The 17,167-nt window shown below is 72.7% G+C and carries 14 protein-coding genes and 1 tRNA gene; 9 read left to right on the top strand and 6 right to left on the bottom strand.

Annotated elements, in window-relative coordinates; translation table 11 throughout:
- Positions 1–126: 126 nt before the first annotated feature.
- Complete coding sequence (locus ABT009_RS01475; RefSeq protein ID WP_502989789.1) at positions 127–645, bottom strand: hypothetical protein; 519 nt, start codon at positions 643–645, stop codon at positions 127–129.
- A gap of 328 nt (positions 646–973) precedes the next feature.
- Here ABT009_RS01475 and ABT009_RS01470 point away from each other — a divergent pair, with 328 nt between their 5' ends.
- Positions 974–2,431, top strand: coding sequence for an NsdA family TPR-like regulatory protein (locus ABT009_RS01470; protein WP_351288228.1), 1,458 nt, complete (start codon positions 974–976; stop codon positions 2,429–2,431).
- Between the two features lie 54 nt (positions 2,432–2,485).
- On the opposite strand, the gene ABT009_RS01465 is transcribed toward ABT009_RS01470, so the two are convergent.
- Positions 2,486–3,088, bottom strand: a complete 603-nt coding sequence (locus ABT009_RS01465; protein ID WP_351288225.1) for a histidine phosphatase family protein — start codon at positions 3,086–3,088, stop codon at positions 2,486–2,488.
- A 262-nt stretch (positions 3,089–3,350) separates the two neighbouring features.
- Between ABT009_RS01465 and ABT009_RS01460 the strand changes: the two genes are divergently transcribed.
- The 7 genes from ABT009_RS01460 (at position 3,351) to ABT009_RS01430 (ending at position 10,221) form a co-directional block, all read left to right on the top strand.
- Positions 3,351–4,319: a phosphatase PAP2 family protein gene (locus tag ABT009_RS01460; protein ID WP_351288222.1), complete on the top strand. Its 969-nt coding sequence runs from the start codon at positions 3,351–3,353 to the stop codon at positions 4,317–4,319.
- Positions 4,270–5,394 (top strand): hypothetical protein, encoded by a 1,125-nt coding sequence (locus ABT009_RS01455; RefSeq protein WP_351288597.1) that lies wholly within the window; start codon positions 4,270–4,272, stop codon positions 5,392–5,394. Before ABT009_RS01460 ends, ABT009_RS01455 begins: the two co-directional genes overlap by 50 nt.
- Positions 5,395–5,452: 58 nt before the next feature.
- A complete protein-coding gene (locus ABT009_RS01450; protein WP_351288219.1) occupies positions 5,453–7,078 on the top strand; it encodes an amino acid adenylation domain-containing protein in 1,626 nt (541 codons plus the stop codon).
- A gap of 122 nt (positions 7,079–7,200) precedes the next feature.
- Positions 7,201–8,532, top strand: coding sequence for an AAA domain-containing protein (locus ABT009_RS01445; protein WP_351288595.1), 1,332 nt, complete (start codon positions 7,201–7,203; stop codon positions 8,530–8,532).
- A 452-nt stretch (positions 8,533–8,984) separates the two neighbouring features.
- Positions 8,985–9,335: a DUF8844 domain-containing protein gene (locus ABT009_RS01440; protein WP_351288216.1), complete on the top strand. Its 351-nt coding sequence runs from the start codon at positions 8,985–8,987 to the stop codon at positions 9,333–9,335.
- Positions 9,336–9,482: 147 nt separating this feature from the next.
- The gene (locus tag ABT009_RS01435) at positions 9,483–10,157 is read left to right on the top strand and encodes a bifunctional DNA primase/polymerase (protein ID WP_351288213.1); all 675 of its coding nucleotides are present in this window, start codon (positions 9,483–9,485) and stop codon (positions 10,155–10,157) included.
- Positions 10,148–10,221, top strand: a tRNA-Lys gene (locus ABT009_RS01430). Before ABT009_RS01435 ends, ABT009_RS01430 begins: the two co-directional genes overlap by 10 nt.
- Before the next feature lie 65 nt (positions 10,222–10,286).
- Here ABT009_RS01430 and ABT009_RS01425 read toward each other — a convergent pair.
- Positions 10,287–11,621, bottom strand: coding sequence for a M6 family metalloprotease domain-containing protein (locus tag ABT009_RS01425; protein WP_502989788.1), 1,335 nt, complete (start codon positions 11,619–11,621; stop codon positions 10,287–10,289).
- Between the two features lie 491 nt (positions 11,622–12,112).
- Here ABT009_RS01425 and ABT009_RS01420 point away from each other — a divergent pair, with 491 nt between their 5' ends.
- Positions 12,113–13,870: a putative bifunctional diguanylate cyclase/phosphodiesterase gene (locus tag ABT009_RS01420; protein WP_502989800.1), complete on the top strand. Its 1,758-nt coding sequence runs from the start codon at positions 12,113–12,115 to the stop codon at positions 13,868–13,870.
- A gap of 132 nt (positions 13,871–14,002) precedes the next feature.
- Here the strand turns inward: ABT009_RS01420 and ABT009_RS01415 are convergent, their stop codons facing one another.
- The 3 genes from ABT009_RS01415 to ABT009_RS01405 all read right to left on the bottom strand — a co-directional run bounded on the left by ABT009_RS01415 (position 14,003) and on the right by ABT009_RS01405 (position 16,772).
- Positions 14,003–15,112 carry an LLM class flavin-dependent oxidoreductase gene (locus ABT009_RS01415; RefSeq protein WP_351288207.1) on the bottom strand — a complete coding sequence of 370 codons (1,110 nt, stop codon included), beginning with the start codon at positions 15,110–15,112 and terminating at the stop codon, positions 14,003–14,005.
- Positions 15,113–15,194: 82 nt separating this feature from the next.
- Positions 15,195–15,932, bottom strand: a complete 738-nt coding sequence (locus ABT009_RS01410) for a maleate cis-trans isomerase family protein (RefSeq protein WP_351288204.1) — start codon at positions 15,930–15,932, stop codon at positions 15,195–15,197.
- A 33-nt stretch (positions 15,933–15,965) separates the two neighbouring features.
- Positions 15,966–16,772 (bottom strand): maleate cis-trans isomerase family protein, encoded by an 807-nt coding sequence (locus ABT009_RS01405; RefSeq protein ID WP_351288201.1) that lies wholly within the window; start codon positions 16,770–16,772, stop codon positions 15,966–15,968.
- Positions 16,773–17,167: the final 395 nt, after the last annotated feature.

Here is a 17,167-nt window from a genome sequence, read left to right as displayed (position 1 = left end):
GCGGAGCGGCAGAGCATCGGCGGCGGAGCGGCACGAAGGGGCGGGTGGGTGGAAAACCGCCGCGGAGCGGCAGGGAGCCCGGTGCCGCGGAGCGGCGAGGAAACACGCCCCGCCCAGCGCGGGCGCTCAGCGGCAGTTGTCCGCCGCAGCAATCATCCGAGCCGCCTCATCCAGCGCCTCCCGGAGCACCACCGGGTCGGTGACCTGCGCCGTGACCTCCGCGTCGGCCGGATGCACCGAGCCGGCCGGCTGGGCCGCGGCGGGCGGCAGCAGCCAGCGCGTGCCCTCGATGGGCGGTACGGGCGCGGTGCCGATGCCACGGCCGAAGGTCTGGGTGCAGGCGCTGCCGGGAACGTCCCAGGCGTCCGCGGTGCCGGGCGGCACCAGGAAGCCGAGCACGTCGCAGCCCCCGTCGTGCAGCACGGGACCGACGGCCTCCGAGGCACCGCGCCGGAGGATGTCGACCGCCTCCAGGCCCTGACGGACCGGCACGGTGACCAGGTCGCAGGAGTCCTCTGCCCGTGCCAGCAGACCCTGGGAGGGGCCCCCGGTCTCCATTCCGCGCGCCGGTGCGCTGCCCTCCGGCGTCGGCCTGTGCTGCGCGGTCGACAGCGACGGACAAGGTGCGTGTGCGTTGTTCTCCATTCCGGCCTCCAACACGGAACCCCTCCACGCTCGAGTCGCTCGGTTCGGTGCCACGCGGCCTTCCGGGACCGTGCAGCTCCCTCTCCGCATCGTCCAACGTCCGTGCGGCGTCAACGGCTACGGCAGGACACCGCCGCAAAGGATGGCAGTTCATGGCAGATCCCGTATGAGTTATCCGGTTTGTGCTTAAACCGTGCGTGGCGGTGCTGTCACACGGGGTACCTTCTTGCCCCGCCGGAACAGAGGCAGCAAAAGGGGCGGCAGAGGTACGGCCCAGGAGTACAACTCCCCCCGGAGTCCGGCACGATGCGTAGGAGAGGGCCCGGCCATGGAGTCGTCACCGGCGACCTCGTCGTCACCGTCCCGCCGACGGGATCTCCAACCGAATCTCGCCTTCCGTGAGTTGCGGGGACCGCGCTCACCGGGCGAGTTCGCCGCCGCGGTACGGCGAGCCGCTCGCGAGATCGGCGAGCGGGTCAGCTGTGACGCGCGGTACATCGGGCGGGTCGAGGCAGGCGAGATCCGCTGCCCCAACTACGCCTACGAGCGAGTGTTCCTGCACATGTTCCCCGGCCGCTCGCTCGCGGACCTGGGGTTCGCCCCTCGCTCCGAGGTACGCGGCCGGGCGCGGACCCGGTCGGAAGCCCCGCCGCTCCCCACGGCCGAGCACCGCAGCGGCAGGCACGACGGACTCCCGCGCCGCGACATCCCGTACGACGAAATCCCGCACCACGAGACCGAGAACCACAAGGAGAGCGACGTGCAGCGTCGCGCGTTCATGACGGGCGGTACGGCCACGGTGGCCGCCGTCTCCTTCGCGCCTTTAGGGCTCGCCAGGGACGGCGCCGCCGCCGCCACGGCAGCCGGCCGGCCCGTCCGCAGGGTCGGGCACGCCGAGGCGAACGCGGTCGAGGAGGCCGTACGCAAGATCCGGCTGCTCGACGACCGGCATGGCGCCGACGGCCTGTACCGCCGTGCCGCGGCACCGCTGCGCGCCGCCTACGCCCTGCTCGACGCGGGCACCGCCCGGCAGACGACCGCACAGCGGCTGCAGGCGGGAGCGGGCGAACTCGCCATCTCGGTCGGCTGGTTGGCGCACGACTCCGGGCGCTTCGAGGACGCACGCTCGCACTACGCGGAGGCACTGGCGACCGCCCGGATGTCCGGGGATGCGGCACTGGAGGCGCATGCCTTCTGCAACACGGCGTTCCTCGCCCGGGACGCGGGCCGTCCGCGCGAGGCGGTGCGCGCCGCGCAGGCGGCGCAGCGCGTGGCCCGCAATCTGGCGTCGCCGCGACTGCTGTCACTGCTCGCGCTGCGTGAGGCGGGAGGCTGGGCGGGGCTCGGCGACCGCTCCGGCTGCGAGCGGTCGCTCTCCCGCGCCCAGGCCCTGTTCGACTGCGGCCCCTCGAACGCCGACCCGGAGTGGATGAGCTTCTACGGCGCGGCAGAACTGGAAGGGCTCGAGGCGCAGTGCTGGTCGGCCCTGGGCGACTGGGCCCGCGCGGCCCGCCATGCACGCCGCGCGACCGCGCTGCAGGACCCGCACTTCACCCGCAACGCCGCGCTGTACACGGCGGAACTGGCCGACGATCTGGCCCGGGCCGGGCACCCGGACGAGGCGTCGGCGGCGGGCCTGCGCGTACTGGACCTGCTGAACGAGGTCCAGTCGTCGCGCGTCCTGTCGATGCTGGCGACGACGGCTCGTGTGCTCGCGCCGCATCGCAGGGCACCGGGCGTCTCGACGTTCCTGGAACGCCACGGCGAACTGTCGCGCTCGGCGTGACTTCCCAGGGTCCCCGGGGTTTCGGCGGTGGCCGGGATTCCGGGGTCCCGGCCGCTACGCCCCGAAGGTCAGATGGCCGAGGTCGTTCCACGACTCGATCGCCGGCTCTCCGTATGCCCAACCCAGCACGGACAGCGACGTCGGATTGAGGCGGATGCGTGCCGCGAAGGCGAGGTCGAGGCCGAGCCATCGCGCGCCGATGGACCGCAGGATGTGGCCGTGCGCGAAGACGAGCACGTCGCGGTCGGCCGACCGGGCCCATGCGACGACCTCGTCCGCGCGGGCGGTCATCTGCGCGAGCGTCTCGCCCTCGGGCACCCCGTCGCGCCAGATCAGCCAACCGGACCTGATCGCCTGTATCTCGGCGGGCGTCATGCCCTCGTACGCGCCGTAGTCCCATTCCAGAAGCGCGTCCCAGGTGGTGGCCCGGTCACCGAAGCCGGCCAGTTCGCAGGTCTCACGCGCGCGTGCCAGCGGGCTGGTGCGCACCTCGGCGTCCGGGAGCCCGTCGAGCGGGGCGCGGTGCAGGCGTTCGCCTAGCAGCTTGGCGCCGCGCCGGCCCTCCTCCAGGAGCGGGATGTCCGTCCTGCCGGTGTGCTTTCCGGCCAGTGACCATTCGGTCTGTCCGTGCCGGGCCAGCAGGATGCGCGGTGCCATGGAGCGCCTTTCCGAGAGCGAACAGGACAGAGCGGGCGGATTGAGCTGATTTTTCGGGACAGGGTCCACCCGCCCCTCCATCATCGCGCACAGGTACGAACCGTCGCGCCCGGGTCCCGATCGAGCAACCCCGCGAGCGATCTCTGCGTCTTGAAGATCAGGAAGCGTCCCGGCTGACACCGTTCGCGTACACGGTTCACATACACCGTAAAGTGGGCGGGTTGTCAGCGGGCCGCTGGGAGGGCGGGAGGGAGACCATCGGATGGCGCAGACCGACGCACCGGGTGCGAGGACGCCTGGCGCGAGCCGGCCACGCTGGTGGACCGAACTGCCCCTGATCATGCTGGTGTACGCCGCGTACTCGGCGGGCCGGCTGCTCGCCCGCGGTGACGTGTCGACCGCCGTCGACCACGGCCTCGCGATCCTTCGTCTCGAGAAGACCCTGCATCTCAACGCCGAGCACCCGCTGAACCGTCTCTTCACGGCCGAGCCCTGGCTCGGCATACCCGCGGACTTCTGGTACGCGTCGCTGCACTATCTGGTCACGCCCGCGATCCTGGTGTGGATCTTCCGTTCCCGCGGGGTCCACTACCGCGCCGTCCGCACCTGGCTGATGACGTCCACGCTCATCGGACTCGTCGGCTTCACCCTGCTGCCGACGTGCCCGCCACGACTGCTGGCGGCGGGCCACGGCTTCGTCGACACGATGGCCCGGTACAGCTCGTACGGCTGGTGGGGCGGGGATGCGAGCGCGCCGCGCGGGCTGGGCGGCATGACGAACCAGTACGCGGCGATGCCGAGCCTGCACGTCGGATGGGCGCTGTGGTGCGGTGTGGTGCTGTGGCGGTACGGAGGCAGCCGGCTCACGAAGGTGGCCGCTGTGGCGTATCCGCTGATCACCACCGTCGTGGTGATGGGCACCGCGAACCACTACTTCCTCGACGCACTCGCGGGAGCGGCCGTGATGGGTGTCGGGCTTCTCCTCACCCAGCCCGTGATGCGGTTTGCGGATCTCGTGCGGGCCCGGCTGGGGGCGGACCGCGAGCCCCTCGGGACCGCTGTCCCGGGCGCCTCCCACGCCGCAGGTTCCCCGATTGTCAGTGCCGGATGCCAGACTTCGGCGGGTGAGCGAATTCCCGGACAGCGCGTACCCGGACAGCGCAAGCCGCGCACCGGGCCGAGTGCCAGCCCCGCCGACACGGGGGACGGCGCTCCGGCACCGGCTCGCTGAGCTGCGCGGCCCCGCCCGGCCGCCGCAGCCGCTCGACGCGCGCGCCCTGGCCGCGCTCGCGGCGAACCCCGGCTGCAAGCGGCGCGCGCTGCTGGACGGCGCCGGCGTGAACAAGGCGGCGCTGGCGAGCGCCCTCGGCTCGCCATCCTCCTTCGGGCAGTCGCAGTTCGCGTTCATCCGCGGCAATGCCTTCGAGGCGCGCGTCAAGGCCGACGGGGGCGCCGTGCTGCTGCGCCTGGTGCACGAGCGGCTGGACGCCTCCGCCGAGCCCCCCGAGCCGGGCCGCACGCACACCCCGGATCTGTCGGCGGCGGGCCCGGAAGGACGCGCGGCGCGTACGTCGCTGGCGCTGCGCGAGGCGACCAGCGCCGACGCGTGGACCCTGCTCGACCACCCCATGCTCGCGCTGGACGTCGCGGGCTCCCCCGCCTTCCTGGAGCCGGACGCGGTGGTGGTGCACCCCGACGGCAGCTGGACGGTCGTCGAGATCAAGTCGTTCCCCGTGATCGACGGTGCGGCGGACGCGGCGAAGGTCGGGGCGGCCGCGCGCCAGTCCGCCGTGTACGTGCTGGCGCTGGAGCAGGTCGCCGCCCGCATGGACCCCGTGCCGCCCGTGCGCCACCGCGTCCTGCTGGTCTGCCCCAAGGACTTCTCGAACCTGCCGACCGCGTCCGCCGTGGACGTCCGCAAGCAGCTGTCGGTGACCCGCCGCCAGCTGACCCGGCTCACCCGTATCGAGGACATCGCGGAGGCCCTGCCCGAGGGCACGACCTTCGACGTGGAGCGGCCCGCCGACGAGCTGCGGTCCGCGGTCGAATGCGTCCCCGCGGCGTACGCACCGGAGTGCCTGTCCGCCTGCGAGCTGGCCTTCCACTGCCGCGACCGGGCCCGCGCCGAGGGCGCCGTGACGGCGCTGGGCCGGTCGGTCCGCGGCGAGCTCGGCGCCCTGACCTCGGCCGACACCGTGCTCGCGGCCGCCCACGGCACGGCCGGCGACCTCGCGGACCCGGCGGTGAGGGCCCTGCGCAGGGCGGCCGCACTGCGGGCGGAGGCTCTGGGGAGCACCCCATGCTGACGGCGCTTGCGTCTGTTGAGGGCGCCCGGCCGGCGCCGCCCCCCGGCAAGGAGGCCCCGTGTCGCTGATCTCCACGCTCGCCCGGCTCGAAGCCATGAGCACCGGACGCGCCCAGCCCGCGGCCACCGTCCGGCACCGGCATCTGTCCGAGCGTCCGCTCGTCTTCGTGCCGCTCACCACCGCGGGCGAGTCGGGCGCCCCGCTCGGTGCGCTCGTCGGCACGGACCGCGACGCGCCCCGCCTGCTCGTCGTCCCACAGCCGCGCGACCGCGACCTGCGGTTCGCCTTCCTCGCCGAGCTCGCCGACATCGTCCTGCCCTACATCGACGAGTACGCGGCAGGCGTCGAGGCCGCCGAGCGCACCGAGACCGACCCGGAGACCGGAAAGCGCGTCAAGGTCGAGGTCGACCTGTGCTCGGACGCACCGCAGCTGATCGTGCCGAGCCGCGCGGGCGTCGAGTTCGTACGGCTGCTCGGGCGCTCCATGCGTTTCCGGCGCACCGCCGAGCAGGAACCCGAGGCGCCCTACCCGGCCCCGGCGCGCGTACCACTGCTCGGCCGCTGGCTGACGCACTTCGCGGAGCGCGCCCGCGTACCGGGCTCCTCGCTGCTGCCCGCCATGACCGAGCTGCTGTCCCGGCACTGGGCGACCGGGCAGAGCAGCCTGGAGGACCAGCACCTCGGCGCGCTGCTCGCCTGGATCGATCCGCCCGACGGCGAGTCCGGCGCGGAGGCCGCGCTGCGGGCCGAGCTGGCGCGGGACGCCCAGGGGCAGCTGGTGTGCCCGCCCGCGGGCCCGGCCACCGATCCGGCGTTCGACAACCGGCTGCTGGCCCCGGCTATGGAGCGCTACGACCGCGCGCGTACCGCCCTGGCCGCCGCCGAGGACGGCATCGAGGCGGACGTCCGGCTCGGCGAACTCACCGCCGCCGAGCGGCAGATCCGTGCCCTGGTCGAGAGCCGGACCCGGCCCACGTGGGACGCCGTGTGGCACGGTGTCGACCTCCTGCGGGCGCTGCCCGAGGCCGCGCATGCCGCCGACCGCTGGACCCGCGACCGCTGGTCCTTCACCAGTCACCGCGACCGGGTTGCCGCTGGTGAACCGCCTCAGCCGCGGCGCGACGACGCCGTCACCGCCGCGAACAAACTCGCCGCGCGCGAGCGCGAACAGGCCCGGCTGGAGGCCCAGGAGGCCCTCGACGACCCGCTGGTGATGGCCGGGCGGCGGCTCACCGGCGAGGCCTTCGCGGGCGAGGTGACGGACGTCGTCATGGCGTACAGCGAGAGCAAGCGGCCCAGTCCCCGGCCGCTCGTCACCGTCCGGACCGACGACCGCCCCCACCTCGGCGAGCGCGCCAAGGTGTACCGCTCACTGGACGGCAAGCCGCAGTCCGCGGAGTTCGTCGGGTACGACGAGGGCGTCGACGGCGAGGGAGCCGGCGGCGATGGGGTGGCGATCGTGCTGCGCATACTCGACAAGATGGGGCGGGGCAAGGAGCCCGAGACCGGTTCGGTGCCCGAGAAGGGCGACCGGCTGTGCTTCACGCTGTTCGAGCACGACCAGCGTGGCGGCCCTTCCCTGCCGGACCCGGAGGAGACGCCGTGGACGCACGGCGGCCCGCCGGGTGACGGCGCCGCCGCCGTGGAATCTCCGGATCCGGTGACCGAGGAGGACGTCCTGTGACTGCCGGCGCCCGCCGCTTGCTGGGGGCAGGGGCCGACCCCGGACCCGCGGCTCACCCCGGACCCGCGGCCCCCGCGGCCCGGCACAGCCTCGGGGCACGGATCGGCCTCGGCTCCCCGGGGCTGGAGAGCTCCGATCCTGCCGCCGCGGCCGCCCTGGCCACCGAGGCGATCCTGCGGGACACGCTGCACGGTGCGCACCGCGGGGTCGTCGTGGACTCTCCGCCGGGTGCCGGGAAGTCCACCCTCGTGGTGCGGGCTGCGCTTGAACTGGCCGCCGCGGGACACCCGTTGATGGTCGTCGCCCAGACGAACGCCCAGGTCGACGACCTGGTGGTGCGACTCGCCGAGAAGAATCCCGACCTCCCCGTGGGGCGACTGCACAGCAGCGACACGGATCCGTACGACAAAGCGCTCGACGGCCTGGCGAACGTCCGCAAGTCCGCCAAGGCCGCCGACCTCGCCGGGCTCGACGTCGTCATCTCGACCGCCGCCAAGTGGGCGCACGTCAAGGGCGTCGAGCCCTGGCGGTACGCCATCGTCGACGAGGCGTACCAGATGCGGTCCGACGCGCTGCTCGCCGTTGCCGGGCTCTTCGAGCGGGCCCTGTTCGTGGGCGATCCGGGGCAGTTGGACCCGTTCGCGATCGTGGGCGCGGAACAGTGGGCGGGTCTGTCGTACGACCCCTCGGCGTCCGCCGTGACGACGCTGCTGGCGCACAACCCGGAACTGCCGCAGCACCGGCTGCCCGTGTCGTGGCGGCTGCCCGCGTCGGCGGCGCCGCTGGTGTCGGACGCCTTCTATCCGTACACGCGGTTCCGCAGCGGTACCGGGCACGGTGACCGGCGGCTCGGTTTCGCCGTGGCGTCGGACGGTTCGGGGCCGGACCGGGTCATCGACGAGGCCGCCGAGGCGGGGTGGGGGCTGCTGGAGCTGCCGGCCCGGCATACGCCGCGGACGGATCCCGAGGCGGTGCGTGCCGTGGCGCAGGTGGTGCGGCGTCTGCTGGACCGCGGGGGTGCGGCCGTGTCCGAGCGGTCGCCCGATCCGGTGCCGCTGACGGCCGACCGCATCGCGGTCGGCACGGCGCACCGCGACCAGGCGGCCGCCGTGCGCTCGGCGCTTGCGGAACTGGGTGTTGTGGACGTCACGGTGGACACGGCGAACCGGCTGCAGGGGCGGGAGTTCGATGTGACCGTCGTGCTGCATCCGCTGTCGGGGCGGCCGGACGCGACGGCGTTCCACCTGGAGACGGGCCGGCTGTGCGTGCTGGCCTCACGGCATCGGCACGCGTGCATCGTGGTGTGCCGTGCGGGGGTCGCCGAGCTGCTCGACGACCATCCGTCCACGGAGCCGGTGCAGCTGGGTGTGACGGTGAAGTTCCCGGACGGTTGGGAGGCGAACCATGCGGTACTGGGCCACCTGGCGGAACATCGGGTGGCCTGGCAACCGTAGGCCGCGCGCCGCGCGTCGCCCTGCCGGTGGGCGGGTCGGCCGTACGCGCCTGCCGGTCCGCGCCTTGCGCCCTGCCGGTGGGTGGGTCGGGGCCGCGCCGGCATGTACGTCCTCGGTCTGGCGCCGAGCCGTACGTCGTCCAGCGAGCCCGGAATTCGCGCCAGCCGCTGCGGGCGCACAACCGCGCCACGTCCCCTTCGGCACGCTCGCGACCTCCGGCCGGTGGCCGGTTGCCGCTTGCAGCTGGCAGGAGCGCGGGCGGCTCCGCCGTCACCGTTGTGGGCAATCGTTCCGCTGGGGCGGAAGGGCGCAAAGCCACCCCGCAGGGGAACCCGGCGTACCAGTCTCACCCCGACAAGGGGGAACCCGGCGGCCTGGACCGGGGGCCTACTTGCGCGGCACGGGACAATGGAACGTGGCCCCCAAGGGCCACGGATAAGAGGAGGAGAACCATGGCGGAGCCCGAGCGGCCCCGTATCGAGCCGCGGCTGCGCCCCGCGCCGCTGCTCTTCGAACCTGCGGAGGCGGCCGCCGACCCGGAGCACTTCTTCGACCTGGAGTCGATCGAGGATCCTCGGGAGCTGCTGTCCCGAGCCACCGAGCTGACCCTCGCCTTCCGGGCCGCGACGGACCGGGCCGTCGAGTACCAGGCAATAGCCGCCGCGCAGCTCGCGGACCCGCGCCGCTTCGACCGTCTGACGCCTGCCGACATCGCCGCTCGCGCCGAGTGGACCGAGGACTACGCGAAGAAGATGGTCGAGTACGGGCGCGATCTGCTGCGCGGAGCCGACGCAGAGGCCTGAGCCCGTCCGGCTGCTCAGAGGGCAAGAGGCGCGAGCACGATCTTCCGGCATATGCCCGCGGGCAGAGTACTCCTTTCGTCCCGCCCGCGGCCCGGTTTCCCGCAACTAACCGAAACGTCACACTCACTGCGGGTACACACATATGCCATGAGCAGCAACCAGCTTCCTCTGGCCCTGTCCGTCCACGAGCAGTTCGATGTCTCGGACGTCACCTCCGAGGGGGCGTCCTGGCTCGCCTCAGCAGGCAGCGATCCGCGGAGCACCCTCGCGTTATGGCGTGAGCGACCCGGCGTCCCGATCGTGGTGCCCTGCGGTACGGCGTTCGACGTCGTGAACGTCCCCGCCGTCTTCGGGCGCCGCATGCTGGACCGGTTGTGGGACGAGGGAGCGGGATCGGGCCCCGTCGCCGCGTACCGCGGACGCATGCTGCTCTTCGCCGCGCCGGGAACGGCCCAGCGGCTGCCCTCGCTGCTGGCCTGGGAGGAGTGGGCCGGCCGCTGCCGCGGCGTCCCGCCGCTGCTGTGCCACGGCCGCGGGGACGCGGTGACGGTCCCGGCGCTCGTACCCGGGCCGACCGCCTCCGCCCGGCTCGACTGCCGCTGGCTCGTCGCGCCCGACACCCGGCGCCCGTGGCTGCCCGGGCCGGAGGTCGTTCTCTGGGCCGTCGTGCGGGCGGTCCGCACCACCGCGGAGCAGCCCGAAAAGGCCCGGCCGAGGGCTGCGGCGGGGGACGGGCGGGCGTCCGGGACGGCCCTGCGCTTATCGATTTTTCCTCCCGCCGACCAGGGTGCTAAGGTCTACGACGTCAGCAGGCGCCGCTAGCTCAGTTGGTTAGAGCAGCTGACTCTTAATCAGCGGGTCCGGGGTTCGAGTCCCTGGCGGCGCACAGACGGTGAAAGGCCCCTCGCGAGAGCGAGGGGCCTTTCACATATGTCTCTTCAGTCACTCGGCTCACCCCGTCGTGATCTTCACCGTCCACGCTCCCGACGGCGTCCGGTCCTCCGCCTCCACCCGTACCTTCGCGCCCGGCACCGTGAACGTCTCCCCGAGCCGCACCGGAGCATCCGCCAGCTCCGGGTAGACCGAGTCGCTCCAGCACGACTCCGAGTGCGGATGGGCGTCCACGACCTCGACCGGGCCGCCGCCGGACGCGGTCTCGCTGCGGACTCGGTAGACGAGGATGCCCTCGGTGCAGCTCGCGTCGTCGTTGCCGGCCGGCCCGCGGGCCTCGAAGGCGAGTGCGCTGCTGCGGCCGGTGCGGAACACCGCCAGCTTGGTGCCGCCTCCGGAACCGAACGGCTGACCGGCCAACGCGCCGCCGGGTTCGGGCCCCTCCGCGAGCGGCTCCAGCGTCAGCCGGGTGCTGCCGAGCCCCTGCACGCACGCGACCTGCCGCGGCTGGAGCCAGCCGAGCTTCCACTTGTGCCAGCCGAACAGGTCCGGGGCCAGCCCGAACTGGCTGCCCATGACGTCCCAGTCGCCGACGTACGTGTCCCAGTCGCCCTTGCCGTCGGACGGCCGATGGTAGAGATCCGGCAGGTCGAAGACGTGTCCCGTCTCGTGGGCCAGCACGTTGCGGTCCGGCGGATGCCGCTCGAAGACCGTCACCACACGTCTGATATCCGCGCCGTCGGCCCTGAGCGGGCGCTCGAAGTTGACCACCTTCGTGGCGTCCGAGTCGACGCCCGGCGCATCCGGGTCCGCGATGAGGTACACGATGTCGTACTTGCTGAAGTCGACCTGCGGATTGGCCGCGTTCACCGCGTCGCGCAGATAGGCGCTGCGTCGTGACGCGTTCCAGTCGCGCTTTATGGCGTACGAGGTGGAGGCGTGCGGCATCTGGATCCACGCGGGCTGCGGGTGCGGGCGCAGGATGAACTTGCCGTACGAGGCGTGCGTGAAGAAGCGGCTGGTGGCGGGGAAGTAGTCGGCGGCCAGTGCCGCCGGGGAGACGCGCGGCGTGGAGTCCGGGAAGGAGAGGAAGACCATCACCGCGTCGAGGGTGCCGGTCGGGCGCGGATAGGCCGAGTTCCAGGTGTCGACACCCTCCGAGTGGTGCGCCGCCGTGCGCTCCAGGGCACACGGCCCGCCAAGGGGTTCGGCGGACACCGGGCCGGCCACCAGGGAGGTCGCGGCGAGGGCGGTCAGCGAGGTGAAAGCGGCCGTGGTGCTGCGCAGGCGAGTCCGGTCGCCCCCGTGCCGGGGGGCCCGGGGGCCCGCGGCGGCAGCCGATGCCAGAGCCCCGGGGAGGCGCAGTAGCCCCCTGAGGGGGAGCTGACGCGGCAAGTCGACCTCCGGGTGGGGAATTCGGGAGACCCCACCCAGACTGGGTTGGTTTGTTGATGTTCGCCCTGTTTATCTGCACCACTCGGGTGAGCCCTCCGACACCCCGGTTGTTCACGCAATGTCACAAGCGGTCATCCATCGAAGGAACCCTGGCCGGGCCTGGGCAAAAACGATCTGGCGTCGTGCAGGGGTACGGCGTATCGCCGGAACGTGGCTGGAACGGGCCGGAGGCCAGCCTCTATGATCGGCACGATTTCCTGCCCGGACCGGGGCTCGGGCGGTCCTCCCCAGTCAGTGACCGCCTTCCCCGCAGCAGGAACGGCTTGGGGAGCGCCCCGTGGCCCTGACCGAGAACGACTGCACTGCGGGAGCGAACGGTGAGCGGAACATCCGAAGACCCGGCGCCCGCGGCGGATCTCGTCGGGCCTGCCGTCACGCAGCGTCGCGTATTCCCGGTCGACCGCGATGTCGTGCAGAGCGACCCGGATGCCGTGCAGGCCGACCCCGATGCCCTGCAGTCAGGCCCCGATGTCGTGCACGCCGCCTTCGCCGCCGCCCCGCTCGCCATGGCCGTCGTCGATCGCGAGGGACTCGTCCGCTCCGCCAACGAGGCGCTCGCCGCCCTCTTCGGCAGGTGCCCCGAGGCCCTGGCCGGGCAGGCCGCGGCGGACCTCATGGACCTGGCGTCCGACACGCGCACCTGGCATGCGTACCGCGATGTCCTGCGCGGCCGGCACGCCCGGCTGCGCTGCACCCGCCGCCTCAAACATCCCGACGGGCACTCGGTATGGGTGCAGATCACCGTCGCGCCGCTGCCGGACGCCGACGGTGGTGGTGGTGGTGGTGCGGTGCTGCTCTCGGTCCGGGACATCAGCGTCCGCCGCGAACTCCAGGCGCGGATGCGCCACCTGCAGATGCACGACCCGGTGACCCGGCTGCCCAATCGGACCCTGTTCTTCGAGCGCCTGGCGGCGGCCCTGGAGGCGAGCCCGTACGAGGAGGGCGCCGGGCGGATCGGGCTGTGCTATCTCGACCTCGACGGGTTCAAGGCGGTCAACGACACGCTCGGCCACCGGGTCGGCGACCGGCTGCTGGCCGCGGTCGCGGAACGGCTCACACGCTGCGCGGACCAGGTCGGTTACGCCCGGGCCGCCACTCCCCTCGTCGCGCGGCTCGGCGGCGACGAGTTCGCGCTGCTCGTGGAGGACTCGAAGGGCACGGAACAACTCGCGGATCTGGCCGAGTCCGTGCTGAAAGCCCTGCAGGAGCCGTTCGACCTTTCGGGGCAGCGGCTGTCCGTGTCGGCGTCCATCGGTATCGTCGAACAGCGGGCCGCGGACACCACCGCGACGGGGCTGATGCAGGCCGCGGACACCACGCTGTACTGGGCCAAGGCGGACGGCAAGGCCCGCTGGACGCTCTTCGACCCCGAGCGCAACGCCCACCGGATGACCCGCCAGGCGCTGTCGTCCACGCTGCGGCCCGCAGTCGATCGCGGTGAGTTCGCCCTGGAGTACCAGCCGTTGGTGAGCATGGAGGACGGGGAGCTGCACGGGGTCGAGGCGCTGGTGCGCTGGCACCACCCGCAGTTCGGGATGTTGACGCCGAATCGGTTCATCGGACTGGCGGAGGAGGACGGCTCCATCGTCCAGCTCGGCCGCTGGGTGCTGCGTACCGCCTGCCGCCAGGCCCGGCAGTGGCAGCTGGACCATCCGGGCGTGGAGCCGGTCTTCGTGAGCGTCAATGTGGCGGTGCGCCAGGTCTGGGACTCCGACCTGGTCGCCGACGTCGCGGACATCCTCGCGGACACGGGACTCGCCCCGCGTCTGCTGCAGCTGGAGCTCACCGAGTCCGCGGTGATGGGCTCCGCGGGGCGGCCGCTGCAGGCCCTCCAGGCGCTGAGCGACATGGGCGTGCGGATCGCCATCGACGACTTCGGCACCGGGTACTCGAACCTCGCGTATCTCAGCCGGCTGCCGGTGTCGGTGCTCAAGCTGGACGGTTCGTTCGTACGGGGGTTCCGGTACGACGACGGGACGCATCCCAACCCCGCCGACGAGGTCATCGTCGAGGCGCTGGTGCAGCTCGCCCACCGGCTGGGGCTTACGGTCACCGCGGAGTGCGTGGAGACCTCCGGGCAGGCGACCCGGCTGCGGCGCATCGGCTGCGACACGGGGCAGGGGTGGCTGTACTCCCGCCCGGTGACGCCGGACCGCATCTCGGAACTGCTGGCCGACGCCGGCGTTTGACGGGAGCGACTGGGGCGCCCTGCCATGAGGGCGCACCCGCCGTCGTGGGCTGCGCCCACCCTCCCCCATCGCCTTAAGGGCATGAACGGTGCCCCCATCGCCCTGCGGAACGCCTGCCCACAGGGGGTCCGTTCAGGCGCGCGGCATCCCGTACGCGTCCGCGATCAGTTCGTACGAGCGCACGCGTACGTCGCCGCCGTGTGCGTTCGCCGTGATCATCAGTTCGTCGGCGCCGGTGCGCTTCTGGAGGTCGTCGAGGCCGGTGCGGACCTGGTCGGCGGTGCCGTGGACGACGTTCGCGTTCCAGCTGTCGATGAAGTCGCGTTCCAGGGAGTTGAAGGAGTACGCCTCGGCCTCCTCCGGGGTCGGGACCAGGCCGGGGCGGCCGGTGCGCAGCCGGACCATGTTCAGCGCCGCGGCCAGCACCTGGCGGCGGGCCTCCTTCTCGTCGTCCGTGGCCAGCGCCGAGACGCCGATCAGGGCGTACGGGGCGTCCAGCACCTCGGAGGGCTGGAAGGAGTCGCGGTACAGGTCGAGCGCCGGCAGGGTGTTCTGCGCCGAGAAGTGGTGCGCGAAGGCGAACGGCAGGCCGAGGACTCCGGCCAGCCGGGCGCTGAAGCCGGAGGAGCCGAGCAGCCAGATCGGGGGCCGGTGCGGGGACTGGACACCGCCGGGCGACGTCGCCTGGACCGGGCCGGGGACGGCGTGGATACGGGTGTACCGGTGGCCGTCCGGGAAGTCGTCGTCCAGGAAGCGGGTCAGCTCGGCGAGCTGCTCGGGGAAGTCGTCGGCGCCCTCGTGGAGGCGGTCCGTGCGGCGCAGGGCCGCGGCGGTCGCGCCGTCCGTGCCCGGCGCGCGGCCGAGGCCCAGGTCGATACGGCCCGGCGCCATCGCCTCCAGGGTGCCGAACTGCTCGGCGATGACGAGGGGCGCGTGGTTCGGGAGCATGACGCCGCCCGAGCCGAGGCGGATGCGGTCCGTGTGCGCCGCCAGATGGGCGAGGATCACGGCGGGCGACGACGAGGCGACGCCCGGCATGGAGTGGTGCTCGGCCACCCAGTAGCGGTGGAATCCGCGGGTCTCCGCGAGGCGGGACATCTCGACGCTGGTGCGGAGGGCGTCGGTGGCGGTGCGGCCTGCGCCGACGGTCACCAGGTCCAGTACGGACAGGGGTACGGGGGCGGTGCCCTGGGCGTTTCCGCGGATCTCGTGTCGGGCCTTGCTGGGGTCGTCCGCTGCCACGGTGGTGCCTCCTGTTTTGTACGTCGCGTGGGGCGCGCAGTGCTAACAGGAGGTTGGCTCCGGTTATTCCCGCCGGCCCGCCCTAGCCCTTCACCTGCACGATCGGTTCCTTCGTGAACAGCGCTCCGAGCTCCGGTGCGTTCACTCGGCGTGAGACCAGGCGCAGGGCCTCCCAGACCGTGACCTGGTTGGCGGTGAGGAGGGGCTTGCCGAGTTCTTGTTCCAGGTCGCGGATGTGGGCCGCGGTGTGCAGGGCCGTGTCGGGGAGCAGGACCGCCTCCGCATCCGGATGGTCGCCCGTCCGGGCCAGCTCCCCGACCTCGTCGCGCCCCCACGTGCCGACCTCGGCCGCCGTCATGATGCCGCTCCCCCGCACGGAGACGACCTCCGTGCCGGAGGCCTTCAGGAACGCGGCGAACAGCGCGGCCACGTCGTCCGGGTACGTAGCCGCGATCGCGACGCGCCCCGCACCCACCTCCCGTACGGCATGGGCGAACGCGAACGACGTGCTGGACGCGGGCAGGCCCGCCGCCCGAGCCAGCGACCGCACCTGTTCCTGGGCGCCCTCCCAGCCGTGGACGAAGCTGCCGCTGGTGCACGCCCACACCACCGCCTCGGCGCCGGCCAGCCGCAGCTCCTCGACTCCGGCCGCGAGCCGCGCCGGCGACCCCATTTCCAGGAGCGCGTCGACGCGGTGGGCGTCCTCGCCGATGTCCGTGTGGATCACCGCGAGGCGGATGTCGCTGCCCAGCAGCTGCTCGATGCGCGGGTAGTCGTCCTCGGCGGAGTGGCCCGGGTACAGGAATCCGAGTGCGGTCACGTCCAGCCTCCTTCGCTGGGATGCCCCCTGGCGTCAGGGCAAGGGGGGAGGTCCGTCGGGCAGGGCAGGGGGGTCGAGCTGCGCCGCGCCCGGCCTCGCGCCGGGATCGATCAGCGCCTGATACGGCCCCACCGCACGCGTACCCAGACGGCGCAGCGCCGACCACATCGTCACCTGGTTGGCCGAGATCACCGGTATCCGGAGCTCCGCCTCCAGCTGGGGGATCACGTCGTACGTGGGCAGATTCGTGCAGCTGATGAAGAGAGCGTCCGCCGCTCCCCGTACAGCATGCCTCGCCATGGCGACGACGTCGCGGTAGGGCACCTTCCAGATGTGCCGGGTCAGGCCGAGGCAGGCGCGGCCCGTCACGTGCACGCCCGCTTCGGCCAAGTACTCCTCCAGGGCCCTGGTGACCGACACCGTGTACGGCGTGACCAGGGCGATGCGCCGGGCGTCCAGCTCGTCCAGCGCATCGAGCAGCGCACCCGAGGTGGTCAGCGCGGGGAGCGCCTCGTCGGCCGTGGCGCGCGTCATCGCCTCGCACATGGCGCGCTCGCCCGCGATGCCGCCCACGAAGCTGCCCGACGTGCAGGCGTAGGCGAGGACCTCCGGCTCGGCGGCGCTCAGCGCCCGGACCGCCTCGCCGAGCGTCTCGTGCTCGCTGACCAGCCGCGCCAGGTCGAGACTGACCTCGACGGGCACGTACGGCGTACGGGTGAGATGCAGCGACACGTCGTCCGGGACCCAGCGCCACAGCTCGCGGTCGAGCGCGAAGTCGAAGGGGGCGACGACACCGACACCGCGTTGCGGGCGGGGTCCGCCGAGGAAGGAGACGTCCATAACCAGGCCCCTGTTCACTGAAGCTGAGCAGTTGTGTGAGGAAGGACCGGTCGTGGGCCCGGGGCCCGTCGGCCGGGAGGAGGAGCGGGAGCCGGCGCATGCCGGGACGTCGGGACAACTGAGGACCGGTACCCGGGACCGGTACCGAACGTCGGTGGACCGATACCGAGGGTCGGTGGACCGGTAGCGAGGACCGGGACTGAGGATGCAGGACCGGGCGGCTGGCGCCGGGCCTGTGTTGACGACGGTAGGTTCGGGTGCCAGCGTGGTCAATCCGCACACCTCAGACCGCACATCTCCGACGACAGACCGCACATCTCCGACTGACTCCGGTCACGGCCGTGACCGGCACAGGCATTCCATCGAGAGAAGCGGACCGGCATTGCGAAACGGTT

The sequence above is a fragment of the Streptomyces sp. NPDC002896 genome, from assembly GCF_040295225.1.
Classification (GTDB): domain Bacteria; phylum Actinomycetota; class Actinomycetes; order Streptomycetales; family Streptomycetaceae; genus Streptomyces.
The sequence above is the reverse complement of the archived record's forward strand: the minus strand, read 5'-3'. Positions and strand labels throughout refer to the sequence as shown.

Excerpts from the sequence above, each read along its gene's own strand:
- ABT009_RS01475 (WP_502989789.1), bottom strand. The coding sequence starts at position 645 with ATGGAGAACAACGCACACGCACCTTGTCCGTCGCTGTCGACCGCGCAG.
- ABT009_RS01470 (WP_351288228.1), top strand. The coding sequence starts at position 974 with ATGGAGTCGTCACCGGCGACCTCGTCGTCACCGTCCCGCCGACGGGAT.
- ABT009_RS01465 (WP_351288225.1), bottom strand. The coding sequence starts at position 3,088 with ATGGCACCGCGCATCCTGCTGGCCCGGCACGGACAGACCGAATGGTCA.
- ABT009_RS01460 (WP_351288222.1), top strand. The coding sequence starts at position 3,351 with ATGGCGCAGACCGACGCACCGGGTGCGAGGACGCCTGGCGCGAGCCGG.
- ABT009_RS01440 (WP_351288216.1), top strand. The coding sequence starts at position 8,985 with ATGGCGGAGCCCGAGCGGCCCCGTATCGAGCCGCGGCTGCGCCCCGCG.
- ABT009_RS01435 (WP_351288213.1), top strand. The coding sequence starts at position 9,483 with ATGAGCAGCAACCAGCTTCCTCTGGCCCTGTCCGTCCACGAGCAGTTC.
- ABT009_RS01405 (WP_351288201.1), bottom strand. The coding sequence starts at position 16,772 with ATGGACGTCTCCTTCCTCGGCGGACCCCGCCCGCAACGCGGTGTCGGT.